This is a genomic window from Nocardiopsis sp. TRM 82005 (assembly GCF_056312425.1).
The window spans coordinates 57,591-82,640 of sequence record NZ_JBWDTQ010000026.1; the positions used below are offsets into that span (position 1 = coordinate 57,591).

The following is a 25,050-nucleotide window of genomic DNA, read 5'->3' on the forward strand; positions in this document are numbered from 1 at the left end:
CGCGGCTCCGTTCCTGGTTCCCCCGCCCCTGTAGGTGCCTCTGCCCAGGTCAGAGCCTCCCTCACACCGTCCGCGCCGACGAAGGCACCACGCGAAACGGCCCGAGGGCCCGGAGCGGGCCTCAGAGCAGGCTGACGTCGGTGTCGAACAACTCGGGCAGGGCGTCGGGGGATGCGTCCACCACCAGAGGGCGCAGGGGTTCACCGAAGGCGATCCGTCCCGGTTCCTCCTCCGGATCGGCGTGGGCGATCCAGTCCACCAGTTCGACCGCGCGGCTGACGTCTCCTCCCGGCCGGGTCAGGGCGATCACCGTCCCGGCCACGTCGCAGCGCGTACTGAGGTGCACGGTGGCGGCGAACACGCTCTGCGCCCACGCGCCACGTCCGACCCCCAGCGACCGGCCGCCCGGGGTGCGGCGCCGGTGCCAGCCCGGTGCGGTCAGACCCACCGCGCGGTCGTCGAAGGTGAGCACCAGGCTGGGGCGCTCCTGAGCGGTCAGACACTCCTCGGGGTCGGTGAGGGAGGCGTCCATCCACACCCCGACCGGGCCGCTGGCCGCCCGTACCAGGGCGGCACGGGTCGCGTCGAGCAGACCGGTGTCCACCTGGGAGCGGGCCGCACGGCACACCCGCCCGGCCAGGGCCCCGGCACGGTCTCCGGTCCGTTCGCCGGTCAGCGGCGTGTACCCGGGCAGGACCAGAGACCAGTCCACGCTGGCGCGGCCCCGCAGGGGCAGCGCGCCGTGGGCGAGGCAGACCACGGTGCGCCTGCGCGCCAGCTGGTAGGTGGCGCAGGCGCCCGAGCGGCGGGCGGCCAGGGCCAGGCCCAGGCTCATCGCCTTGGTCCCGGTGGTGATGTCGGCGACGACCGGGGGCGATGGGTCGGTGGCCTGCTCTCGGATGATCCAGTCCCGGGCGACGGCGGCGACCGCGTCGGCGTCGGAGCCGTCCACGGGATCGGGGGTGAAGCGGACCCGGTCGCGGTACCCGGCTTCCTTCAGGCGGGCGGCGTCTGCGGGTGGCGCGCCGGGGTGTTCGGCGGCGTGCAGGGTGCGGGCCGCGGACTCGCGCACGCCGTCCCGCACGCTCTGCCGGGAGGACAGGATCAGAGTGTGTGCGGGCCGGTGGGCGTGTACGGCGGTGAGGGTGCCCAGGCGGCTGCCGCCCAGGGAGGTGACCAGGACGGACCCGTCCTCGGATCCGGGGTGGTGTTCGAGCGCCGGGACCGGATCCGCGGAGGGTTCCGTCGCGGGACCGGGTCCGGTGGACGCCGTCGGGGGCGGGGTTCCCAGCCCCGGGAAGAAGGCCTTGCGGATCTCCTCGAAGGAGGTCAGCCGCGACAGCAGGTCACCCAGGTTCCACACGTGTACGTTGCGGGCGGTCAGGGCCGGATTGTAGGCGGTGACGCGCTCGCGCAGCCCGGGGACGGCGGGGCCGGAGTAGACGAACAGCACCTGCACGGCGACGCCGAAGACCCGGCGTGCCTTGGCCACGGTCCACCCGGCGCGGGCCACGACGTCGTCGGGACGGGTCTTGGCCTCCACGCACAGCACACGGTGGCGGTAGCGCACGACGGCGTCGAAGTCGGCGATGGATCCGTCGGGGTGGCGGGGGTCGGCGACCTGGCGGGCCCCGACGACCTCGGCGTCGGGGTGGCGGCGTGTGTGGCGCAGCAGGTGGGACAGGACACGCCCCTCGGCGACGACACCGCGCCGCACCGACGGGGACAGGTCGGGAAAGCGTGCCCGGAGGGCCTGCTGCCCGCCCTGGACGAAGAGGCGGACGGGCTCGGGGTCGCGGTCCTCCAGCCAGCGGGCGCCGTGAATCCCGGCGAGAGTGCGCAGGTCGACGCCGTCGCTGACCACGGGGCGCCCGGGGTGGGAGCCGTCGGCGGTGCGCAGGGTGTCGCGGACGGCGTCGAGGTAGTGGCGCCAGCGGCGGGTGTCGGGGTGGCGGTCCGCGGGCAGGGACCGCTCGTGCAGGAGGGCCGCGGCCACGCTCATCACCTTGGTGCCGCCGGTGTAGTCCAGGAACCAGGGTCGACCGCCGTTGGCCCGGTGCAGGGCGGCCAGAGTACCGGTGACCGGGCCGAAGTCGTGGGGGTCGGGGCCGACACTCACCACCCGCACCGACTCGGGGGAGGCCAGGCGCTCCACGGCGGCTGCGACCCGACGTGCGAGGGCACGGGTCCCGTCACTGGCCACCAGGGCCAGGTGGTCGGCGGGGAGGGTGAGCGAGGACAGCAGCGCGGGGGTGGGGTTTCTCCCGACGAGCACGACGGCGGCACGGGGACTGTCCACGGCGTCCTTCTCAGAAAGGAGTACAAGGGATATGCGGTTCGGCGGCCACGCTAACGAGCACGCGCCGCGCCCCTCACGGGGACGTCCCGTTTCCCGGTGCTTCCGGCCCGGACGCCGAGCCGTACAGGGGAGTCGCTGACCACGAAGGATCGGCAGGCGGTGACCACCCCGCTGCCGTCGCGCACGAGGTCGGAGGGGACGAGCAGGTCCTTGCGCTCGGGGTGGGCGGAGACGACCACGGAGGAGACGATGAACCACACCCCCTCCTGTGGCTCGGGAAGGTTGGCCCGGGTACGTTCCTCGGCCATCAGCGGGACTCCGGCCACCTCCAGCCCCACGGGGACGCGTACGGCCTCCACGCGGGCGGGCTCGGCCGACCCGGGCCAGCGCCGGATGACGCGCGACCTCTCGTCCACGACTGTCACCACATGCGGCGTCAGGTTGACCACCCGCATCCGGCGACCTCCGTTCCTCTCGCTCCGAACTGCCGGAGGACGCCCCGGTCCGGCCTGACGTGACCCGTTCCGGAGCCCTCACCGCAGTCTCTCGGACACAGCCCCGGCCTCCGGAGCGACCCGCCGTGCCAGGAATCGGGGAAAAGGATGAGACCCCTGTTGCTGATGTCCTTTTTATTAATACCTTTATTGCTTTATACAGCTTGGCGCGAGAGTCCAACAATTGACATTTTCACCATAGTGAACCTATTTTGATACATGGCCTCCCGTTAACGCGGGGGTGTCACCTGAGGTCTCACGTCTCTTTCGAACACGCTTTCCCGGAGGGCTGGGGAAGCGACCCGGCCCCGGACCACCGGGGAGAAGAGTTCGTGAGCACGCACCACTGCTCCGCCTGGGAGCTGTTCGGCTCCGCCGCCTTCCTGCGCGCCTTCACGCGCGTGCTGGGGTGCGGGCCCTGCTCCACGGACGGGACCGCGCAGGGCTGCTCGGGTCACTCCGAACAGTTCTGCGACTATGTCGACCTGTGCGCCGAGCACTGCCCGTGCCCGGTGCACGGAGGCGGTCCCGACAGCGTCATCGCCGTGCGCATGCGACGCGCCGCGCCCGGCGACACCGGCATCGACCGCACCGCCGTCCATCGGCTGCGCGATGCCCTGGACGACGTGCGCCGGGACCGCTCCTACAAGAACCTGCGCCGCGTCTACCCGCAGACCGCCCCCGACGGGCGGACACGCTGCGCCTTCTCCGAGCGCCCGCGCCGCTGGGCGCAGCGCCGCGACGTGGCCCGAGTCGCCACGGACCTGATCGACCAGGAGGCACTGGCCATGCTGGTGCTCACCGCGGGCTGGGGCAACCCCGCCGCCGATCTGCCCGAGGACATCCACCCTGGCGAGACGGTCTCCTTCACCGAGGACGGCAGTGCCGTGCCCGTGGCCGACCTGCGCGGGCGCGCCCAGACCACGGTCAAGGAGCCGCCCATGGTCTCCACCGCCACCGGCGACTACCTGCTGCGCAAGCTGGCAGAGCTGGCCTCGGGGCGCGAGGCCGACCCGGGCCGCACCCCCGACCAGCGGCGCCGCCTGCTGCTGCGCGGACTGCTGCCCGGTATGAGCGGCGAGGACGTCGCCCGCAGGCTCACCGCTGTCCTGGGACGGATGTCGGTGGACATGCCCGTCCACTTCCAACTCGTTCAGCGGGCGCGCGGCCGGGCCCGCAGCGCCCCCTACTCCCCCGTCCCCGACGCCCCGGAACCGGCGGAGGATGACTCCGGCCGGCACGAGGTGCTGGGCGGGAGGGAGCGCGCCTGGCTGGAGCGGACCGCCCTGGAGCTGACCGCACGGGCCCAGAGGTCGCGGGCGGACTTCGAGGCCGATCCCCAGGAGGCGCTCGACACCCTGCTGTGCTCCCTGCTGGAGGAGGGACCGGCCGTCCCCGCTCTGTGGGCGCGCGCCCAGGAGGACCCCGACACGCGCGCGGACCTGCTGGATGCGCTGGCGGAGGCCATCGACGACTGACCGGGAGGAGGCGGCGGCCTCCGACGGCGGTCCGGTCACACCCGCCCGGACCGCCCGGCGTCGCGGAACCGCCGGGTCAGCGGGGGCAGCACCGGATACTCGGCGAACTCGCGCAGCGACATCACCGCGGTCTCCCCCCAGGGCAGGCGGCCGCGCCACCGGCTGGCCAGGCACACGTCCACAGCCTGCTCCACCTCCCGCCACCGCTCGGCGGAGGAGCCGCCCGGCAGGCGCCTGTCCGTCAGCGCTGCGGCGAACGCGTCCAGGAACCCCTGGACACGGTCGCCGCCGACACGCGCGACTCCGGCGTCCGGAGACGGGTCCAGTGCGCGGGCGCGCCGGTCCACCAGGTACAGCTCCGGGCGCAGGTGCACACTGCCCATGCCCAGCGACTTGCCCATACCGATCTTGTGGGCGTGCTCAGGATCGGCGGGGTCTCCTCCGTCCACCGGGTTGTCGAGCAGCAGGGCGCGCAGCAGCACACCGAGTTCACCGTCGGTGAGGTTGGTGAAGGTGATACGAGAGCGAAAGGTGAGGCCATCGCGAAGGGGGACGATGTCGCGCTGGGTGTCACGGGGCGGCTCGGCCTGCGGGCCGGGCGGCAGCACCGCCAGGCCCAGCTCCTCACGGGCGCGCGCGTCGTAGCGGACCGGACTGCCCAGTTCGGCGCGGTGCCGGTGCAGGTACACCTTGTACCCACCCAGGCGTACCCGGCCCTCGTGCGACCACGTGATGATGTCGGACCGCTCCCCCGAGGCCGCGTCGGGGCCCTGCACCAGATAGTTGGCGAAGCAGCCGCGCTGGGGCGAGAGCAGCTGGACGCGCAGCACCGCGCCGTCGGGGTAGTCGGGGTCGGGGTCGGTGCTCAGCGCGCTGCCGAACGACACCCGCCCCTTGGAGGCCCCGGCCTCGCCTGCGAAGGTGTCGGTGTCGCCGAACAGGGCGCGGCACACGTCCACGGTGCGGCCCGCCAGCGCGGCCCGGTCGGGGTCCCCGTGCTGGGGCCCCAGGACGGGCGCGGGCAGGGCCCGGCGGATCGGGCTGTCGTCGCTGACGGCGATGCGATAGCCGCCGGAGCGCCCGAAGGAGACCACCGCGCCGGAGGGGTCGAGGTCGAACCAGACCGGTTCGAGGCTGCGCCGGGGCAGGCCGCCACCGCTGGCCCCGGCGACCGGTTCCCGTCCGGGGTCGGCCGGTCCCGTGCCGAGGGTGTCGGGGAAGGCTGCGCGCTGGTAGCCGGTGACCTGCTCGGCCGACTCGAACAGCTCCACCATGGCGTCGGGGACGCGCAGCCGTCCGCTCAGGTCCGGGGGCCGGGGGAAGAGGTAGGCGTTGCGGCGCTCACCGGCGGCGACCCCGGTCAGGACGACCAGGGCCCGCACCACGCCGCCCAGGCCGAGGCCCCGGTCCGTGGTGGTGCGTGCGTCGAGGTAGGCGTGAGCCTCCTCGGCGGTGGGGGCGACGGCGGCTACGCGCCGCTCCCCGGGCAGGTGGACGGCGTACACCCACCGGTACTGCAGATGTCCGTGTTGTTCGTGGGTGGTGGGGACGTAGGTGCTGCTCCTGGGCGGGTCGGGGAACTCCCCGACCCCGAAGTCCCACGTGCGCAGGCTCTCGCGCAGGACCGTGAAGGGCACCTTGAGCGCCTGGCCGGGCTCGCTGGACAGGGCGGTGGCGGGGACCTCGACCACGTACCAGCGCTCGTCGGGCTTCGAGTGGAACAGGAAGCCCTGCTTGGTGCGCAGCCCGGCGCGGCGCCTGCGGTAGTGGGAGTGCTGGTGGGCCATGACCCGGCGAGCACGGGTGGACAGGGTGCTGTCGGTGCTGTCGGGGTCGATGCGTACGGGTGCGCGGAAGAACAGCATCGGGGTGTTGACCGGGCCGGTCTCACCGCTGGTGAGCATGCGCACGGTGTGGCGGACCAGTCCGCGCAGGGTGGAGCCGGGGACGGCGGGCAGGTGGCGGTCGCCGTGGGGGAAGCGGATGGAAGCGCTCACCCGGCCGCGTTCGAGGGTCTGGCCGACGAAGGTGGGGGTGAGCGTGGTCAGGGTCAGGTCGATCCACCCCGAGTGGGTGCCCTCCACAGTGCGGTCGTGGCTGCGCAGAAGCTCTTCGGTGGGGTGGCCGCCGTGCAGGTCGGAGGCGGGCATGGGGGTGTCGGCGAGCCGGACCAGCCCGTAGGGCGCGGTGGCGTGGAAGTGGTCGTCCCCTCGCGCCGGAAGGGGTGTGTCGCCGAGCCGCGCGGCGACCTCGCGCGGGTCCGCCATCAGTGTGCCCCTCCCTGGACCTCGTCACCGGTGCCCACGTCGAACTCCGGTCCGGTCGGTTTGGTACCCGTGCGCATACCGGTGAGCCGGTGGAAGGCCACCCCGACCGCCCCGGTTCCGGGATCGCCGGCCCAGTACTCGCGCACGGTCAACCAGGTGCCCGTGCTCTCCAGGGCGTTCCCGCCGCCGGGCACGGGCCGGAGGTGGCCGGAGAAGTCGGACCACTCCACCGGAAGCACGGCCCGGGTTCCGGAGGGCTCCCGGGTCACCGCCAGGGGCGCCGCCCCGTCCAGGGTGCGGCTGTGCGCCGGACCGTTCCAGCCCTGGAGGAGGAAGGAGCGGTCACGCGGGCGCAGCCACTCCGGGAGCGGCCCGGGCGCGTCGGCGCTGATCCATCCGGATCCGGCGCCCTCGCCAACGCGGATCTGCGCGTGCGGGCCGAACACCAGGATCTCCAGGATCCGCCAGCGGTCGGTGCCGGGGTCCAGGGGCGATGCCGACAAGTCGGCGGTGGGCGGCTGGTCCGAGCGACGCCACCAGGGGCCCGGACAGGCCCCGGTGATGCGTCCGTCACCGAGTTCGGCGAGCAGCCACTGAGGCTGGTCGGGGGCACCGGGGATGTCCTCGGTGCCCGTGTCGAGCAGACGGCACCGTTCACCTCGGACGAAGACGTCGGTCAGGGCCGCCTCTATCTGGCCGTCGGTCAGACGCCGGACGGCCAGGCCCCGCGGGCTCGGATGTTCGTGGTTCACCGGGGCGCCTCCTTCGTGTCGTCTCCGTCGCCGGGAGCGAGCGCCGCGCGCAGGGAGGACAGCCATCCGCGCGCGGTGGCGGCCTCCGCACTGTCGGGTTCGAACACGGCGGTGAGCAGGTCCACCGTGTGCGGCGGGCCGTCGTCTCCGGTTCGGGTGGTCAGGTGGGCCCGGGTCGCGGTCAGACGGCCGTTCCCACTGCCCGCACCCGCGCCGAGGGTGTCGAAGGGTACCGTGGCCAGCTCGCGTACGAGAAGGGTGAGCAGGCCGCGTACCGCGTCGTCGGGTTCGCGCACGTCCACGACCGCCTCGGCGCTACCGCCGCAGTGCAGGTCGGTGGTGAACAGGTGGCCGTCGACGGTGTCACCGAACAGGGCGTCCACGGTCAGGCGGGTGGTGGTCAGGGGCGCGCCGCCGTTGATGACGGGGATGGTACGCAGCCGGACGCGGGAGGGTCGCGGGCGGCCGCGGTGGTCGTTGTCCGCCCCCCACCAGCGCTCATGCCAGCCCCGCCAGTGGTCGGGTGAGGCGCCCAGGTGTTCGGCGGCGTCCCGGGCCAAGCGGCCGCCGATCCGCTTGAACAGGGCGAACAGCGCGGTGTCACCGAGGACCGGGGCAAGGTGGACGGTGGCCTTGTCCGGGTCGGTGACGGCGGGACGGTACCGGTGTGCCCGGTCCACCTCGCCGAGCCTCTCGGGTGCGGGAGCGTCGCCGACCATGAGCAGTCCCGGGCGGAGCTCACTCAGCGGGCCGGTGGGGTCGGGCCGCTCCGCGGCGGCCAGGGTCAGGTGGAGTTCGGCGCGGTGGCGGTGATCGGGCTGGTCGGTGCGGGCGGCCACATGAGCGGCGGTCGCCGTGCGGCCGGAGGCGCGCAGGCTGGTGGTCAGGGCGGTGGCTAGGTCGGCTGGGGCGTCGTGGAGCGCGTCGGCGCCGTGCTCCCAGCGTTCGTCCCAGGAACGGGCGTGGTAGGCGAACCAGTCGTGTGCGTCGGTGAGGTCGTGGCGGCGCGCCGCCCAGTGGGTGGCGCGGACGGCTCCGTAGCCGCGGCCGGTACGGCCGCCGACACGGATTCCCGGCCCGGAGGCGTCGGGCCCGGCCAGGCCGTCGGCTGCCAGGAGCAGCAGGGTGAGCAGGCGTGCCTCGTCCGCCGGGGCGGGCACGTGCAGGCGCAGGTGCGCGGTGAGGACGGTGCCCGCGGGCAGGACCTCCCACCGCCAGACACGGCCCGGCTGAACGGTGCCGGCGGCCGGGTCCACCCGGGAGCTGGCCCGGACCGCGATCGCGGTGTCCTCGGGGAGCTCGGCGAGGGCGTCGTCCACGTCCAGGGCACTCGTGGCGGGCGCGTCCTGGTCGGTGACGGTGCGCGCCTGCGCGGCACCCATGAGCGCGCGGACGCTGCCGGGGTCGCCGGTGCGCGCGGCGAGTTCGTGGCGCAGCAGCCCGGCCAGGGTGGTGGCGCGCAGGCGGGGCACACCGGTACGCGGATCGCGGTCCACATGCAGGTCCACGTCGCTCTCGGCGGCGTGGCGGTGAGCGGACCGCGCGGCGCCGATGTGGGTGTCGGAGAGCAGGCACAGCCGGAGGGCGATCTCCCAGAGCAGCTCGGGCCCGGCGGGTTCGCCGCTCACTTGGGGCCTCCCCCGTCGGGACGTCCCCCGTCCTGTTCGGCTCGCAGGACACGGGCGGACTCGGCTAGCCAGGAGGAGACCAGGGCCAGGGCGAGGCGGGGAGCGGCGCGTCGCTCCCATTCACGGGCGTGCGCGGAGAGGCCGCTGGCGTGGTCTGCGGGTGGCAGGCCATCGGACAGGGACAGGTCCACGGCCGCGATCGCGCGGGCGTAGGCGGGGCCGTGCCCGGGGTCGGGACGGTTGGCGGACCACCAGGCGGCTGTTGTCCGGCCGGACAGCCCCTCCAACCAGGACTGGACGGTGACGGGGCTCCGGCTTCCGGGACGGACCAGGCGGGCGCGGGCCAGGGCGCGTACGGCACGGTCGTGCAGGACCTTGTGGGCACCTTCGGGATCGGCACCCGTGTGGCTGGGCGGGTGGCCCGCGACGATGTGTTCGAGGGCGGCCAGGGCGCCCTCGGGGGTGTGGTGGGGATGGGCGGCGACCTCGCGCAGGCGGTCCAGCAGGTTGGGCGTGAGCGGGCCCAGCCAGTGCGCCGAGTCCCGGACCAGGACACGGGCGTGGTCGCGGACGGGCTGGGCGGCGGCGTTCCACAGGAGTTCGTCGTAGAGGGAACGCAGTTGGCCGTCCTGCTCCGGGCGGAAGGGCTCCGCGGCTGGGAGGGCACGCCCGCCGGGGAGGGTGACTGCGCCCGGCTCACGGCCCGCGAGGGGAACGGCCACGGGTGCGAGGGGTTCGGGGCCGGGCGGGGGCGGGCACAGCAGGGTGAACTGGCCGTGGCCGTCCACCACTCGCTCGCCCAGGGGGTGCGCCTCCAGATCGCGGGCCTGGCCGGTGGTCAGATCGCTGTCCAGTCTCAGGCGGACCACCGAGCCGGGGCGGGCGGCCCAGCGCTGGGCCATGGGCCCTCGGTAGCCGCGATGGTAGGCGCCGACGAGCTCGGCCTCCACGTGGCTGGCCAGAACGTGTGCGCCCACGCCGGGCAGGCGTCGGGCCAGGAGGTCGAGCACGGCGGGCACCAGGGCGCGGGGGCTGGCCTGGCCGTCGGCACCGACCAGCAGTGCCGGGGAGAGCAGGAGCAGGTCGACGGGTGACCCGGCCGCCCATGAGCGCGCGTGCACGGGTTCGACCCGGTCCAGCGACAAGGGGCGGTCGGGGTCGACGGGGGCCACGCGGACGCTGCCGTGGGCACGGGTTCCTCCGGAGCCGAGGGTGAGGGTGCCGTCGGCCTCGGCGAGCAGGGCGGCGACGTCCTCGGCGAGCCGCCGGAGGGAGGCGTGGTCGGGGGCGCGCAGCTGCCAGCGGGCCTCGAAGACCTGGCCGGGGTCGACGCTGGTGGTGAAGAAGGGGGTGCTCCGGGTGGCCTCACCGGTACGGAGACGGCCGAGGTACTGCTCGGCGGTGGTGCGTACGGCGGCGCGCAGGGAGCGGTCGGTGGTGAGGGGGCCGCGGACCGCGCGGTAGGGCGTGGCGGGGTCGGTGTCACCGAAGACGTCGACGGTGGTGTCGCCGTTCTTGCCCGGGGTGTAGAGGTAGGCGGGGGCAGGGTAGGCGACGGCGGCCCGGCGGGGGAGGCCGGGGAGGCCGGGGTCGGCACCCGGTTCCAGCCGGGGGTGGGCGGGGGCGAAGCGAACCCGTTCGCCCCGGGCCACCCAGTCGTGGAGTTCACGGTCGCGGCCCGCGCGCCGGAGAACGGCGGCGAGCATGCCGCGCTGGGCGCGCCCGCTGATGGTGTGCTCGGAGTCGATGCGCAGCGGGTCGAAGGAGGTGCGCACGGCCAGGGTGTCGGTGAGGACGAAGCGCAGGGGAAGGTAGCCGCTCACCGCGAGGCCGTCCACGGGCGCGCGCCGTGCCGCGGGAGCGACAGGTCCGGGCGCCGCGTGTGTGTCGGGGGAAGGGGTGCTCACCCTGGTGTCTCTTCCCGGTCCCCGCGCCTGTCCACCGGCGTGGCCAGGCGCAGGGTCACGGCGTGCGGGTCGGTGTCGCCGGGGCCGGCCAGGCGCACGTCCACCCTGCCCCGGCCGCGTGTGCCCCGGAGCCCGATCCGGGTGGTGGCCAGGCAGGCGCGGGCCAGCAGCCGCCAGTGCTCCTCCCGCGGCGGGGCCGCCCAGGTCAGCGCGGCGGTGAGGGTCAGCCCCGGCAGGAGCACACGGTGGGTGCGCAGACGGCCCGGTTCGGGGGCCCCGTCCGGACCGACCTCGGTCCCCGACTCCAGGGTGGTGTAGGCGTCGGTGACCGCCCGGCGCAAGGCGGAGCGCACCGGTTCGGCGCGGCCGGCGAGCGCGCGGGCGACCGTCACGCGCACCTGGTCGCTCAGGACGGCGTGGCCCACCCGCAGTATCCGGTCCGCTCCGTGGGAGCTCCCCCGGCCGAAGACCGCGTCGCGGGCACCGGCCAGCTCGGGCGCCACCGCCAGAGCTCTGGCCGCACCGGCGCGCAGTCGCGCGGCGAGGCGGTGGCGGGGCAGGTGGGGCAGGCCGTGCTCGTCGGTGACCACGTCGGTGTCGGCGCCCGTGCCGTCCGCACTGGCGCCGACGAACAGCGCCGGCGACGCCAGGTACACCACGATGCCGTCCGGGCGGCTCATCGGGGTGCGCTCCCCGGACGGGCCGCCCGGACAAGTGGGCCGCCGGCCCCTGTCCGCCCTTGTGGTTGGGGCCGGCGGGGTTCGAGAGCCGCCGCCAGGCCGGGGTCCAGGTGCAGGTCCACCACCTCGACCGCGTCGAGCAGCCCGCCGGGCGTCCAGCCCCGGGGCAGCTCGACGGGGCCCCCGGTCGCGTGGGCGCGGCGGGCGAGTTCGGGGCCGGGGTCGGCACCCGACTCCAGCAGGGGAACCAGTGTGGAGACCAGCCAGCCCCGGTGGCAGGTCCCGCCGCCGGCGAGCAGGCTGCCCGGGGCCGTCGCGGACAGGTAGCGGTCCAGAAACCGGGTGAACCCCGTCCCGGTCAGCGGCAGCTCGGTCCGCGGGCTGGGCGCCTGACGGGCCTGGTCGAGGCGGCGCAGGACCCGGTCGACCCCGTCGAAGCGCGTCGTCCAGGCCACGGCGTGCTCGTCGGGGGCGCCGGGATCGTCTTCGGCGAGCTGGAGCCGGTGCTGCTTGGCGCGGCGGCACATCGCCTCGCACAGGTCGTAGCCCAGTGACAGTGGTGCGCCGACCGGCTGGACGGCGACGCCCGCCCCGACCGTGGGCACGAACGTGGTGTGCGTGGCCCCGTCAGGGCCGGTGACGGTACGGCCGCCGGGGCGGTCACCGTGGGCCTTCGCGAGCGCGCGGTGCAGGCCCACACGGGGGTCGCGGGGGTCGCCGACGGCCACGGGGTCGACGTCCAACCAGTCGAACGCGTAGCGCACCAGGCTCAGGGCGAGCCGGGCGTCGCACAGGACGGTGAGGTCGTCCCCGGCGACCACTATGGGGCGCACCGGCACTCCCACGGGCCCGGGGGGCACGTGGTGGAGGGCGACGGGTCCGGCGGTGCCGGTGCCGTGGATGACCGGGCGTCGGCCGGGCGCGGCGTGGACGGTGGCCGCGACGGCGCGGGCCAGGACGCGGGCCAGCCCTTCGGTGACCCCGGAGACGCGGGTGGACAGGTGCCGCTGGGCCAGCGCGCCGGATCCGGGCACGCCCGGGTCCCCGGCGCGTTCGCGGTAGTCGCCCAGAATGGCGCCGAGGCCGTTGACGTCGATGTGCACGACCGCGACACGGCTGACACCGCCGTGCTCGCGGCCCAGCCGGTCGACCTCCATCGGCAGGGTGAGGGAGGGCGCGCCGGTGGCGGTGACGGCGTCGGCGAGCCAGGCGGAACTGTGGGCGCGGTGCCAGCGCCGACCGATCCCCCGGGCTCGCGCCACGTCGGCGGCCACCCGTTCGTTGACTCCGGCGTTGTCGTCCTGGGCGCGGCTGCTGTCCACCGACTCGGCGGGGCCGCCGCTGACGGAGCACACGGCGGTGATCCCGTACCCGTGGGCGGGGGTGTGCAGGGCCGACATGTATCGCCGTGCCTCGCGCAGCCGCACCGGCAGCGCGGCCAGCGCTTCGTCCACTCCGGACGGGGAAGCGTCCTGCCCACCCCGCGGTGCTGAGGACGCCCCGCCGCACTCGGCACGTCTTTCGGACGCCGGACCGCCGGCCCCGGTGGTCTCGGGAACCCCCGTGGTCCGGGGCTGCGGGCGGGGACCGTAGGGCACGTGCGCGACCACGGGGGTCAGGCCGCCGGCGCGGTCGCGCAGACGGCGGGTGTAGCGGGCGGTGAACTCGCGTGCCGACGCCGTGTCCGGAAAGACCGCCGTGAGCGCCCCTCCGGCGTCACGCAGCACCACGCAGTCCGGCGGTACCAGGTCGGCGATCCCGTGCTCGGCGTCGGAGGTGTCGGTCAGCTCCGCTACCAGGGCGGCGCGCCCGACCGCGTCCAGGATGCGCCGACCGCTGTACACGTAGGCCTGGATGCCGCGCAGGTCGACGCCGACCACCACACCGCTGGACGGCGGTCCCCCCGGTCCGGCCCCGGGAGGGCGGTGCTGCTCGGGGGCGAAGGCCACCGTGTCGGGCTCCTTCTCAGCGGGACGTGCGATGCGGGTCATGGCATGGGACCGTGCGGGAACGGGCATCCGCTGACCTCTCTCGGACGGTGCTCTCCGCCAACGGTCGTCGAATACCACCGATACCAGCCCCGGACCGTACCAGTCCTCCCTCCTTCCCCGGAGCACGCCTCCCGTGCCACCGCGCTGCCAGCTTCCGCCCGGGCGGTGACGCGCTGTCCGAGAGAGCTGAATGCACGGACCCGTCCCTGGCTTGGAGGTCTCCCCATGGCCCCTCACCCCTTCGAAACGGTCGCGCGAAGGCGTCGCGCCCCGTCCGCCCCCGCCACCGACACACCGCCCCTCACCCCCCGGAAGCTTGTGCCGCACCTGCGTGGCCTGGCCCGCGCGCTCAGGGACCAGAGCGCGGACCAGGCCACACAGGAGCGGCTCCCCCTCCAGTGAGCGCACGCGCTGGCTCCCGTCCCCGTCCACGGGACGGGAGCCAGCGGTGGCGGCGCCCCGCGCGGGGCGCCGATTCCCGCCCGCCGTCCCCGGCGGGCGGAGGCGCGGTTCAGTCGAACAGGGCTCCTCCGAACTCCTCGGTCTCGGCGACGGCGCGGGCACGGGGTTCCCCCACACGCTGCGAGGCGCGGCGGGAGACACGGTGCGGGCCCCGGCGGGAGCGCTGCGCGGGCACACCGGCGGACGGCCGGCCGCTGGTCACCGTGTCCACCCGCACGGAGCCGAAGCCCTGGGCCGTGTACTTGCCGGCACCGGCCAGCTCCAGCAGCTCCAGGAGGGTCACGAAGGCGTCGGTGTGGCGGCGCTCACCCCCGGCCAGGTCCAGACGCAGTCCGCCGTGCCAGCCGAGCACGGTGCGGTTGTCGGTGTGGTGATGCTCCGCCAGCCGCACGTCCTCGCCGGGCAGGGGCGCGCGGCGTACCCGGGCCAGGCCGTCGAGCACCATCTCCAGCCAGGGCTCGGCGAGCACCGGCGACGCGAACCGGGCCACGGCGCCCACCGCCCCGCTACCGCCCACGATCCCGCCACCGGAGCGGTGCACGGCACCGAAGAGGCGGCGCGGGCTGGGCCAGATGTGCGGGATGCGCTCACCGGCGGCGTCGCGGGTGGTCATGACGACGGGGGTCTGGCTGCGTACCTCCGCCGAGCGCACGGCGGAGGGGGATCGCGGCTCGGTGAGCATCTGGGTGTAGGTGCGGTCGAAGGTGCGGGTCACCGAGAGCGGTACCAGTAGGTGGTCGCCGATGCGCTGCGGGTCGCCGACCAGCTCCTCCGGCGACAGCGGGGGCGGGGTGTCGTCGTCCAGCCAGGTGAGCGTCCAGTGGTGCGTCCGGTCGCCCAGGGGCGAGGGCCAGCCGTTCATGGCCCACCGCTTGGCCGCCGCGTGCTCCTCCGGGGACTGCGGCCACCAGCGGTTGAGCAGCCCGTGGCAGTCCTCGGGCCGGATCGGCCGCGCCGTGTCCGCCAGGTCCCGCAGGATCACGGTCCACCGCCTCGGCACGGGCACCACCCCTTCACATGGTCGTGACGGCGTCCGGATGCGCGCCGTCCTCGTCCTCGGTCCACCGAGGACTCCTCTCGGACAGTCGCGGAGCCCGGCGGCCACCGTTCGCGGCAGCTCCGGGCGCCGCCATGCGCTCCTGTGGACACGGGGAGGGCTCGATCCCCGCGAGGCCCCCCGGCGTCCGGAGCGCGAGAACAGAAGCAGGACGAGGGGTTCGGCCGGGTCGGCGACGGCGGGGGGTCGGCCTCCTCGGCGGTGAACACCGCGTTCCCGCTCCGTGCGTGGGCGGTGGCGCCACGGTAGCCGAGCCCGCCGAGCAGTGCCCCGGGCCTGCCATGGCGATACGGCGGTGCACGCCGACGTTGATTCCGCGCGGCAGCGCGACGTACCCGGTCATGCACGCCATTGTGCCCATCTCCCGAAAGCCGTACAAGGGTTCGGATACTGGCCGTGGACGGCCCGGTCACCGGCCTCGGCCCGCACCTGCCGGTCGGACCGGCGGCGAAGGACCGCGGAGGCAACCGGCGGCCGCGTGTGCGTACGCTGGTCCACGCGTACACGGAGCGCGCCCTCCTCAGCCGCTCCGCTCCCCGAACCACGTCACGACCACCGAACCACGACCCCGGAGACGCCGTGCCGCGCCTGAGCCACACCTTCGACATCACCGCAGTGGACAGGGAGGTGGTCGCGCGGATCGTCTCCGCCCTGCACGGGGTCGTCCGGAGCTGCCGCTTCGACGGACGGGGCTGGCTTCTCACCCCCGACGACGAGACCTGGCAGCGCCTGGAGCGGCGCGCCGACGAGATCGGGCTGATCGACCAGGAGGAGGCCGAACGGCTGCGGCAGAAGCGGCGGGAAGCCGCCGAACAGCTGCGGGACGGCTCCACCGACACACCGGTCGACGAGCTGGCCGTGACGGCCTCCAGGACGGCGCTCCAGCTACAGAGAGGACGGCACCTGGCCCCCCGCAGCCACTATGTCGTCGCCGAGCTGTCCCCGGAGGGCGTGCCCGTCGATCCGGCCGACGACGCGGAGAAGGGCTGGAGCAGCACCGGCCTGACCATCACCTCCTGGGACGAGGCGGGCACCTCCTCGGTCGACTTCGCCATGCCCGACACCGTCGGCGCGAACGAGACTCCCGTGACCTGGGGAACCGTCACCCACGACGCGCCGGCCGAGCTCCTGACCTGGACCGGCCATGTGCGCGTTCCCGGGCGCAGTCCCTGGCTGCGGTCGGCCGACGGCACCCTGCGGATCGACACGGACGCCTGGTACGCGGCGCTGGCCGGTGACCGGGAAGCCTCCCCCGCCCGTCTGCACGCCACGCACGCCTTGGCCGAGGTCAACGCCTGGCTGGCCCCCACCGTGGGGGATGACGGCCGCTGGTCGGTGGAGGCCGTACTGCGGGTGCGCGGCCGCGGCGTGTTCCGCCCGCTGGTGGCAGCGGCCTTCTGGGCGGTCACCGCCTCCTTCCGCAGGGAGGACAGGCGCAGCGCCAAACGGGGCACCGGGGAACCGACCACGCGCAAACGTATCGACCAGACAGCGCGCTCCTGGGACCAGATCGCCCGCAACGCGCCCCGGATCCCCGGGCTGCTGCGCGAACTGGCACGAGCCATGGCCGAGTCGGGACCGGAGCACTGATCCCGGGACGGGCCCCGGGCCCCGGGCCTCTTCCCTCCCGGCCCGTGGCGTTCAGTCCCGGTCGGCGCCCCAGCCGGTCAGGGAGCGCACCCGCAGTTCGGTGAACCGGGCGGTGTCGCGCTCGGACGAGAGCAGGCTGCCCGCGACCGCGCACGCGAAGCCGACCGGCACCGCCAACAGCGCCGGGTTCTCCATCGGGAAGAGCTGGATGTCGATCCAGGGGGGCAGCACCGACAGGCTCTCTCCGGTCACCGGGTCGGTCCTGCCCGACATCACCGGAGACAGCAGCATCAGCAACAGGGTGGCCGAGAGCCCGCCGTAGACACCCCATTCCACGCCCTGTGTGTTGAAGCGCCTCCAGAACATGGTGAGCACGATGACCGGAAGGTTGGCGGCGGCCGCGATGGCGAAGGCCAGCCCCACCAGGAAGGCCACGTTCTGCTCCCGGGCCTGGACGGCCAGCAGGATGGCCACGCCTCCGATCAGGCAGGCGGACAGGCGTGCGGCCCCCATCTCCTGCGACTCGCGTGGGCGTCCCCACATGAGGATGTGGCCGAACAGGTCGTGCGCGACGGAGGAGGACGAGGCCAGGGTGAGGCTGGCGACGACGGCGAGGATGGTGGCCAGCGCGACCGCCGAGACCAGCGCGAGCAGCACGGCCGCGCCCACCGGACCGGCGGTCAGGCGTCCCAGCTCCTCGGCGAGCATCGGCACGGCGGTGTTGCCGGAGGGGTCCATGGCCGCGATGCGCTCAGAACCGACCAGGGCGGCGGCGCCGAAGCCCAGCGCCAGCATCATCAGATAGAAGGCGCCGACCATGACGATGGTGCGGTTGACCGACGTGCGCGCCGACCGCCCGTCGGTCACGGTGTAGAAGCGGATGAGGACGTGCGGCAGCGCGACCGTGCCCAAGACCAGGGCCAGCCCGAGACTGATGAGGTCGAGCTTGTTGAACAGGGTCCGGGCGGGATCGCCCGACACCTCCGCCCCGAAGCGCAGCCCCGGCTCCAGGAAGGCCTGGCCGTAACCGCTGGCCTCGGCCGCCTCGCTGAACAGGACGCGCGGATCGAAGGAGAACAGGGCCAGTACCAGCACGGTCAGCAGCCCGGTCACGGTCAGCAGCGCGACCGCCTTGATGATCTGCAACCAGGTGGCGGCCTTCATACCGCCGTACATGACGTAGACGATCATCAGCACGCCCACGAGCACGATCGCGCCGGTGCGGGCGTGGTCGGCGCTCATCCCCAGGAAGTTCCCGCCGTCGTGCAGGCCGATCAGGACCGCGACCAGCGCGCCCGCGCCCACCATCTGCGCTACCAGGTAGAACACACAGACGGTGACGGTGGAGACGGTACATGCCAGGCGCACCCGCATCCGGCGCATGCGGAAGGCTGGCAGGTCAGCCATGGTGAAGCGGCCGGTGTTGCGCACCAACTGGGCCATCGGCAGCACCAGCAGCCAGGCGACCAGAAAGCCGATGGAGTACAGGAACCCGTCGTAGCCCTGGAGGGAGATCATCCCGGCGATGCCCAGGAACGAGGCGGCGGACAGGTAGTCGCCGGTCAGGGCGAGCCCGTTCTGGGCGCTGGAGAAACCGCGTCCGCCCGCGTAGAAGTCGACCGCGTCCCGGGTGGTGCGCCGGGCGCGGATGGTGATGGCCAGGGTGACCAGGACGAACAGGGCGCACAGCCCGATCGTCCAGGCGTGCGTGGCGCCGAACTGGCCTCCCAGGGCACTGCCCAGGGTGCTCAGCGGATCGGCGGAGATCAACGGATCGCCGAACGTGTCCGGGGCGGTGCCGTCCCCCGTGACGGCACCGCCCATGTTCTCTCTGGCGGCGGTCATCGGCGCACCGCCGTCCTGTCGGCGGCCCCCTCGTAACGGGCCTGTTCACGGATCTCCCGGGCGAGCGGGTCCAGTGAGCGCTCGGCCGAACGGCCGAACGTCCAGGCGAGGGCGAACGTCAACAGGAACTGTCCGATTCCCATGGCCAGCGCCACGTTCACCGAATCCGTGAGCTGCGTACTCATGAAATCACGCGCGTGCACCGAGAGCAGCAGATAGGAAAGGTAACTGGTCAGGAATACCGAGACCAGCGCACCGGCCTGGAGTGCGAACCTCCTGCGGAGTTTCACGAAACGCGGATCGACCGACACGCGCTCGCAGGCCTGCGCCATGTCGGTCCGCGTACGCCCCCGCCCCGCCACGGACCAGCTCACCCCTGAGCTGGATGTCTCCCCCGGCCCGTCGGCACGCCTTCTGTACGTGCCCTCCATATACTCGACCACGACCCTCCCCCTGACCGCTCCTTCGGACACCGCTCCCCCACGGCATCCGCTGTTTCCCCGGGCTCGCCGAAGGGCGCCGCCGCGGGTCCCTCCGGGCGGACGGGCCGAACTCGGCGGTTCCCCCCGGATTGGGCAATACCCTAGTGACGCCTTCAGCTCTGTGTTCACCAAACGCACAAATCGACTTACAGGAATGGCACGGACCGGCTCCGAAAAACGGACGAAGAAGGGGAAAGCAAACACCCTGCGCCATAACGCCGCACCGCTTTTCGCGCCTTCGGAACGGCGCCGGCTCCGCCGGCGGGGGTCACGGGGATCACAGGGGCCCGGAAGCATCGGCGTCGCGACCGCGCGCGGACCCCCTGGTCATCCGTACGTGCAGACCGGGCATGAGCGCACAGGCCTTCCGAAACTTCGCTAGGCTTCTGGGCGACCCCGAACCCGTGACGGAACATCCGGCTTGCAGCCGGTTTACGCTTTCGTACAGGTGTATGATTACGGGGTCCGCTCTGTTCACGCGATACCGAAGGGAAATCCCCGCCGTGGTCACCGAGGTCTTCACGCTCAAGTACTGCGATCCCCACGCCGTCCGTGAGGAGAAGGTCGAGGCGAGCGAGGTCATCCAGTTCGCCTGGGAGGGCACCGTCCGCGAGGTCGACGCGTGCGCCGACTGCTTCAAGGAGCACGAGGCCCGTTTGGAGCCCCTCGTCGACTACTCGCGTCCGGTGAAGAAGCGTCGCACCACCAAGAAGGCTGCGTCCACCACGCCCGCCGAGCGCGCCCAGAGCGATGACGAGGCCGCAGACAGCGAGTCCAACTAGGAGACTTTCTGGGGAACGGACTCCCGTCCCCCAGAAGTAGACCTCATCGCGTCAACCGCGAACGGGGGTCGGCGCCGCCCCGGTGGCCGCCGGCCCCCGCCGTCAGTCCTGGCCCATCAGCCGCGCGAGCTGACCGCCGCGCCGCACCCGGCCGCCCGGCACGTCCTGGAGCGCCCCGGCCACGGGCATCCGGGCCTGCACGTACGGGCTCCCCGTCCCCCGCATGCGCACCGACGCCCCGAAACGGCGCATGATCCGCATCATTCCCGAGTTGGCCAGCGTGGTCTCCGCGCGCACCTCGGCCAGGCCCCAGTCGGCGGCGGTGACCGTCAGCGCGCGGGCCAGAGCGGTGCCCACCCCGCGTCGCTGCCAGGAGTCCTCCACGAGGAAGGCGATCTCCCCCACACCGGGGTCAAGCGTGTACATCAGGTGCCCGAGGGCGACCGGCTCCTCCTCGCCCAGTGGGCGCACCGCCAGGGTGAGGCCACGCCCGGGGTCGCAGAACACGCGCAGCATGTGCGGGTTCAGATCGTTCATCCCGGCGAAGTAACGGTTACGCACGGACTCGGCCGAGCAGCGCCGGTGCAGGTCGCTCAGGGCGGGCGCGTCGGTCTCCCGCACCTGGCGCAGGGACAGGCCCACGCCCTCGGCGGTGCGGACGGTCCGGTCCGCTGGCACCGGCCCGGTGGATGGCACCACCGAACGCACCAGCGCGTCGGCTCGGCTCGACTCGGTCCAGGTGAAGTGATGCGAGGCCCGGCGCACCAGGACGCCTCGCAGCGGCCCCACGGGCACCAGCATGGTGGTGCCCGGGTCCAGCTCTCCGTCCTCCCGCGCATGCGTCAGGTTGGTCCAACACGCCTCGTCCGCCAGCAGCAGTTCGGCCAGGGCGTCGGGCAGTCGGTTGGGGTGGGACCGCAGCCGTTCGGCGAGCAGCAGCGCCCGGGTGACGTCGTCCCCGACCTCGCGCCTGTGGGCGGGGACGGCCGTCACCGTGCCGGTGGGGCTGTGTTCGGCGACCGCGTGCAGGGCGGGCCCGTGGCCGCCGGGCAGGTCCACGACGAACTCGTCGACCACACCGGACAGGTCGGTGTGCAGGGACAGGCCGATGATGTTCCCGCCGCAGCCCGCCAGGGCGTCGACGACGCGGGCGAGGCTGCCGGGGCGGTCCTCGACCACCGTCCTGATACGCCACAGGCTCACCGCGGACCTCCCGGGGAGTCGAAGGGCGGTGCCCCGCCGCCGCGGAACGACGCTGTACCGCGGCGGCGGACGCGCACCGACGTGACTCCAGGTTCGGTGCCTCGGGTTTCGGGAAGGTTAGACGGCCATTGAGTTCGCGAGGACATTCGGAGTCCTACGTGTCCTACGGCATGGCCCGACCCGCCTCAGGGACGTCCGGAGACCAGCTCCCCGTCCTTCCAGACCGCCGCGACCTGCGGTACGCCGGGCCGGTAGGCCAGGTAGAGGTGGTTGGGAGCGTCCAGCAGGACCAGGTCGGCCCGCGCGCCGGGGGCCAGGTGGCCCACGTCGTTACGGCGCAGCGCCCGCGCGCCGCCCGCGGTGGCCGCCCACACCGCCTCGTCGGGGGTCATGCCCATGTCGCGGACCGCGACCGCCACGCAGAAGGCCAGGCTGGAGGTGAAGCAGGACCCGGGGTTGCAGTCACTGGCCAGGGCCACCAGGGCACCGGCGTCGATGAGCGCGCGTGCGTCCGGGTAGGTCTGGCGGGTGGAGAAGTCCACTCCCGGCAGCAGGGTGGCAACCGTGGGCTCGGGGCGGCCGGCGGCCTGGGCCAGGGCGTCCACGTCCTCGGGGGCCAGGTAGGTGCAGTGGTCGACCGAGGCGGCCCCCAGCTCGACGGCCAGTCGCACGCCCGGGCCCTCGCCCAGCTGGTTGCCGTGCACACGGGGCAGCAGTCCGCGTTCCATCCCGGCGGTGAGGACGCGGCGGGAGGCGGCCTCGTCGAAGGCGCCGCGCTCACAGAAGACGTCGATCCACCTGGCATGGGGCGCGCAGGCGTCGAGCATGGATCCGGTGACCAGGTCGACGTAGCCCCGGGGGTCGTCGGCGTACTCGGGCGCGACCACGTGCGCGCCCAGGAAGGTGACCTCGTCGGTGACGCGTGAGGCCACGGCCAGGCAGCGCTCCTCGTCGGCGACGGTGAGACCGTAGCCGGACTTGACCTCCAGAGTGGTGGAGCCCTGGGCCCGGGCCTCGCCCACCAGCCGCCGGGCGCCCGCGAGCAGGTCGGCGTCGGTGGCCTCGCGGGTGGCGGCCACGGTGGTGCGGATGCCGCCCGCCGAGTAGGGCTGCCCGCTCATCCGGGCGGCGAACTCACGGCTGCGGTCGCCCGCGAACACGATGTGGGAGTGGCTGTCGACGAACCCGGGGATGACGCAGCGCCCGGCGGCGTCGATCCGCGCGTCCGCGGCGGGCGCCTGGGCGCGCGGACCCGACCAGGCCACCCGGCCGCCCTCGATGACCAGGGCGGCGCCTTGGACCTCGCCCACGGGGCCCCGCCCCCGCGAGGGGTCGTTGGTGACCAGGGTGGCGATGTCGTCGACGAGGACGCTCTCTGGGATGTCGCTCAAGAGTGGATCTCCTTGATGGCCGTGTCGAGTTCACGTGCGGTGTCGGGCACCAGGATGTGGACGCCGTCGCGGACGGCCCAGCGCCCGTCGACCATGACGTGCCTCACATCGGCGGCCGTGGCCGCGAAGACCACGGCGTCGGTGGCCCGGGCCGGGTCGGCCCCGGCCAGGCGGACCCCGTCCAGGGGGACGTTGACCAGGTCCGCACGGCCCCCGGAGGCCAGGACGCCGGCGTCCGGCACAGCGCCGCGCGAAGGTTCCTGCGGCCGGGGCTCTCGCGGTGTGAGGCCCCCGTCCCCGGCTGAGGGCTCCCCGTCGGAGGCGACGCGGGTCCATCCCAGTGAGGCGTGCCCGTGCGCGGTGGCGGCGCGCAGCAGTGCCCCGGTGTCCAGGATGCCGCGGCGGTGGGTACGCAGGCGTTCGTGCAGTTCGGTCGCCCTGGCTTCCTCGAACATGTCGGTCTGGGCGTGCTGGTCGGTGCCCAGGCTGAGCAGGGGCAGGTCGCCGGTGCGCGGCAGGCCGTCGGCCAGGTCGCGTTCCGTGGTGGGGCACAGGCACACGGTGGCGCCGGACGCCCGGACGTCCGCGACGTCGGCGTCGGTCAGGTGGGTGGCGTGCACCAGGCTGGTGCGCTCGGTGAGCGCGCCCGCGTCGGCGAGCACGGCCGTGGGGGTGCGGCCGTGCGCGGCCAGGCACGCGGCGTTCTCGGCGGGCTGCTCGGACACGTGGACGTGTAGCGGCGCACCGTGCCCGGCGGCGAAGGCGGCGACGTCGGGCAGCTGCCCCGCGGGGACGGCGCGCACCGAGTGGGCCGCCGTGCCCGTGCGTGCGTGGTCGCCGCCGGGTGTGAACGCGGCCAGGCGGTCGGCCCAGCGGGTCGTGTCGCCGTCGCCGAACCGCAGCTGGGGTCCGGCCAGCGGCTGGTGGACGCCGTGGGCGTCCAGGCCGCCGGACAGATAGCACACGTCCAGCAGGGTGATCCGGATCCCGGCGTCGGCCGCCGCGGCCGCCAGGGCGTGTCCCATGGCGTTGGGGTCGGCGTAGCGGGCCCCGCCGGGAGCGTGGTGAAGGTAGTGGAACTCCCCCACGCAGGTGATCCCGGCCAGGGCCATCTCAGCGTAGACCGCCCGGGCGAGCCGGTAGTAGGTGTCGGGGTCCAGGCGGTCAGCGACCCGGTACATCGTCTCGCGCCAGGTCCAGAAGGAGCCGCCGTCCGCGTGGGTACGCCCGCGCAGGGCCCGGTGGAAGGCGTGCGAGTGGGCGTTGGCGAACCCGGGCAGGGTCAGCCCGGTGAGGACCTCGGCGTCGGCGGGCACCGGCGCCCCCGCCTCCACCGAGGTGATCCGGCCGTCGGCCACCCGCAGGAGCACACCGTGCTCGGGCGCGCCGTCACGAGCACCGGTCCAGGCCCACTCGCACCACACGCGGTGGCCGCGTGCCCCCTTCCACGGCCCGTTCGTCCCGGGGATCATCGGTCCCCCTCCCGGACGGGGCGGGCGAGCAGGTCCTGGAGCACGTCGGCGAGGGCGAGCACCCCGGCGTGGCAGTCCGCGGGCCGGGCCCACTCCCGGGGGGAGTGCGACACCCCGGTCGGGTTGCGCACGTACAGCATCGCGGTGGGCACATGCGCGGCGAGCACCCCGGCGTCGTGCCCGGCACCGGTCGGCAGCACCGGCACCCGGGACTGCGGGGCGCGGGCGGCGACCACCTCGGCCAACCGATCACGCAAACCGTGCGCGAACGACACCAGCGGGGTCAGGGACTCGTTGGCCATCGCGTGGCCCACCCCGTGCTCGCGGGCGACCCTCTCCGCGGCCTGGCGCACCCCGGCCACGACGGTGTCGAGCACGGCCTCGTCGGCGGCGCGGGCGTCCAGCCAGGCACTGGCCAGGGACGGGATCGCGTTCGTGCCGTTGGGGGTGACCAGGGCCTTGGCGATCGTGGCTCGGGCCCCGTGCTCTTCGGCCAGGGCCCGCGCGGCCAGGACGGTGTGCGCGAACGGCAGCATGGGGTCGCTGCGATCGGCCAGGCGGGTGGTCCCGGCGTGGTCGGCGCGGCCGGTGAAGTCCATCCGCCAGCGCCCGTGCGGCCAGATCGCGCTGGCCACACCCACCGGGTGGGCGGTCTCCTCCAGGGCGCGGCCCTGTTCCACGTGCAGCTCGACGAACACGTCCAGGTTCGCCAGCGCCCCGGGGTCGGCGCCGATGGCGTGCGGGTCGTGCCCCGCGGCTTCCATGGCCCGGGCCCAGGTGGTCCCGGAGGCGTCGGTGAGCCCGCGTGCGCGCTCAGGGGAGATCTCCCCGGCCGTCAGGCGGCTGCCCAGGCAGGGAAGGCCGAACCGGCCGCCCTCCTCCTCGGTGAACACCGTGACGGCGAGCGGCCGTTCGGGGACGGTGCCGCGCCGCCGCAGCTCGTCCACGGCGGCCAGGGCGCTGACCACCCCCAAGGGCCCGTCGAAGGCCCCGCCGTCGGGGACCGAGTCCAGGTGGGATCCGGTGGCCACCGCGCCCGGTCCGGGAGCGCCCCACCAGGCCCACAGGTTGCCGTTGCGGTCGGCGCGCACGTCCAGGCCGCGCGCGGTCGCGGCCTCGGTGAACCAGGCTCGGGCGTCGGTGTCGGCGCCGTTCCAGGCGTGGCGGTGGTAGCCGCCGCTGCCGGGGTCGCGGCCGACGGGTCCCAGGTCGGCCCACATACGGTCGAACGCCCCGGTGTCGGGAGCGGTGTACTGGTCGCTCACAGGAT

The 25,050-nt window shown here is 74.1% G+C and carries 18 protein-coding genes; 3 read left to right on the top strand and 15 right to left on the bottom strand.

Annotated elements, in window-relative coordinates; all coding sequences use genetic code 11:
- Positions 1-121: 121 nt before the first annotated feature.
- Positions 122-2,299, bottom strand: a complete 2,178-nt coding sequence (locus AC0T5L_RS20745) for a CRISPR-associated protein (RefSeq protein WP_476167121.1) — start codon at positions 2,297-2,299, stop codon at positions 122-124.
- A 50-nt stretch (positions 2,300-2,349) separates the two neighbouring features.
- The gene (locus AC0T5L_RS20750; protein WP_476167122.1) at positions 2,350-2,754 is read right to left on the bottom strand and encodes a hypothetical protein; all 405 of its coding nucleotides are present in this window, start codon (positions 2,752-2,754) and stop codon (positions 2,350-2,352) included.
- Positions 2,755-3,125: 371 nt separating this feature from the next.
- On the opposite strand from AC0T5L_RS20750, the gene AC0T5L_RS20755 reads away from it, so the two are divergent.
- On the top strand, positions 3,126-4,271 hold the full coding sequence (locus AC0T5L_RS20755; RefSeq protein ID WP_476167123.1) for a hypothetical protein: 1,146 nt from the start codon (positions 3,126-3,128) through the stop codon (positions 4,269-4,271).
- Positions 4,272-4,306: 35 nt separating this feature from the next.
- Here the strand turns inward: AC0T5L_RS20755 and AC0T5L_RS20760 are convergent, their stop codons facing one another.
- The 7 genes from AC0T5L_RS20760 to AC0T5L_RS20790 all read right to left on the bottom strand — a co-directional run bounded on the left by AC0T5L_RS20760 (position 4,307) and on the right by AC0T5L_RS20790 (position 14,967).
- On the bottom strand, positions 4,307-6,538 hold the full coding sequence (locus AC0T5L_RS20760; RefSeq protein ID WP_476167124.1) for a TIGR03986 family type III CRISPR-associated RAMP protein: 2,232 nt from the start codon (positions 6,536-6,538) through the stop codon (positions 4,307-4,309).
- On the bottom strand, positions 6,538-7,290 hold the full coding sequence (locus tag AC0T5L_RS20765) for a hypothetical protein (RefSeq protein ID WP_476167125.1): 753 nt from the start codon (positions 7,288-7,290) through the stop codon (positions 6,538-6,540). Before AC0T5L_RS20765 ends, AC0T5L_RS20760 begins: the two co-directional genes overlap by 1 nt.
- Positions 7,287-8,918, bottom strand: a complete 1,632-nt coding sequence (locus AC0T5L_RS20770; protein WP_476167126.1) for an RAMP superfamily CRISPR-associated protein — start codon at positions 8,916-8,918, stop codon at positions 7,287-7,289. Before AC0T5L_RS20770 ends, AC0T5L_RS20765 begins: the two co-directional genes overlap by 4 nt.
- Complete coding sequence (locus tag AC0T5L_RS20775) at positions 8,915-10,756, bottom strand: hypothetical protein (protein WP_476167174.1); 1,842 nt, start codon at positions 10,754-10,756, stop codon at positions 8,915-8,917. The genes AC0T5L_RS20770 and AC0T5L_RS20775 overlap by 4 nt, the downstream gene beginning before the upstream one ends.
- Positions 10,757-10,821: 65 nt before the next feature.
- Positions 10,822-11,505, bottom strand: a complete 684-nt coding sequence (locus tag AC0T5L_RS20780) for a hypothetical protein (RefSeq protein WP_476167127.1) — start codon at positions 11,503-11,505, stop codon at positions 10,822-10,824.
- Positions 11,502-13,496, bottom strand: coding sequence for a hypothetical protein (locus tag AC0T5L_RS20785; protein WP_476167128.1), 1,995 nt, complete (start codon positions 13,494-13,496; stop codon positions 11,502-11,504). Before AC0T5L_RS20785 ends, AC0T5L_RS20780 begins: the two co-directional genes overlap by 4 nt.
- A gap of 511 nt (positions 13,497-14,007) precedes the next feature.
- Positions 14,008-14,967 carry a CRISPR system precrRNA processing endoribonuclease RAMP protein Cas6 gene (locus tag AC0T5L_RS20790; RefSeq protein ID WP_476167129.1) on the bottom strand — a complete coding sequence of 320 codons (960 nt, stop codon included), beginning with the start codon at positions 14,965-14,967 and terminating at the stop codon, positions 14,008-14,010.
- A 627-nt stretch (positions 14,968-15,594) separates the two neighbouring features.
- On the opposite strand from AC0T5L_RS20790, the gene AC0T5L_RS20795 reads away from it, so the two are divergent.
- Positions 15,595-16,605, top strand: coding sequence for a hypothetical protein (locus AC0T5L_RS20795; protein ID WP_476167130.1), 1,011 nt, complete (start codon positions 15,595-15,597; stop codon positions 16,603-16,605).
- Positions 16,606-16,656: 51 nt separating this feature from the next.
- Here the strand turns inward: AC0T5L_RS20795 and AC0T5L_RS20800 are convergent, their stop codons facing one another.
- Entirely contained in the window at positions 16,657-18,429 is a 1,773-nt protein-coding gene (locus AC0T5L_RS20800) for a solute symporter family protein (RefSeq protein WP_476167175.1), read from the bottom strand.
- A gap of 17 nt (positions 18,430-18,446) precedes the next feature.
- Positions 18,447-18,782: a DUF485 domain-containing protein gene (locus tag AC0T5L_RS20805; protein WP_476167131.1), complete on the bottom strand. Its 336-nt coding sequence runs from the start codon at positions 18,780-18,782 to the stop codon at positions 18,447-18,449.
- 653 nt (positions 18,783-19,435) lie between these two features.
- Here AC0T5L_RS20805 and AC0T5L_RS20810 point away from each other — a divergent pair.
- The gene (locus AC0T5L_RS20810) at positions 19,436-19,714 is read left to right on the top strand and encodes a hypothetical protein (protein WP_476167132.1); all 279 of its coding nucleotides are present in this window, start codon (positions 19,436-19,438) and stop codon (positions 19,712-19,714) included.
- Between the two features lie 102 nt (positions 19,715-19,816).
- On the opposite strand, the gene AC0T5L_RS20815 is transcribed toward AC0T5L_RS20810, so the two are convergent.
- From AC0T5L_RS20815 to AC0T5L_RS20830, 4 genes are all read right to left on the bottom strand, one after another.
- Positions 19,817-20,917 (bottom strand): GNAT family N-acetyltransferase, encoded by a 1,101-nt coding sequence (locus AC0T5L_RS20815; RefSeq protein WP_476167133.1) that lies wholly within the window; start codon positions 20,915-20,917, stop codon positions 19,817-19,819.
- A gap of 185 nt (positions 20,918-21,102) precedes the next feature.
- Complete coding sequence (gene hutI, locus AC0T5L_RS20820) at positions 21,103-22,308, bottom strand: imidazolonepropionase (protein ID WP_476167134.1); 1,206 nt, start codon at positions 22,306-22,308, stop codon at positions 21,103-21,105.
- The gene (locus AC0T5L_RS20825; RefSeq protein WP_476167135.1) at positions 22,305-23,780 is read right to left on the bottom strand and encodes a formimidoylglutamate deiminase; all 1,476 of its coding nucleotides are present in this window, start codon (positions 23,778-23,780) and stop codon (positions 22,305-22,307) included. The genes hutI and AC0T5L_RS20825 overlap by 4 nt, the downstream gene beginning before the upstream one ends.
- Positions 23,777-25,045 carry an allantoate amidohydrolase gene (locus AC0T5L_RS20830; RefSeq protein WP_476167136.1) on the bottom strand — a complete coding sequence of 423 codons (1,269 nt, stop codon included), beginning with the start codon at positions 25,043-25,045 and terminating at the stop codon, positions 23,777-23,779. The genes AC0T5L_RS20825 and AC0T5L_RS20830 overlap by 4 nt, the downstream gene beginning before the upstream one ends.
- Between the last annotated feature and the right edge of the window lie 5 nt (positions 25,046-25,050).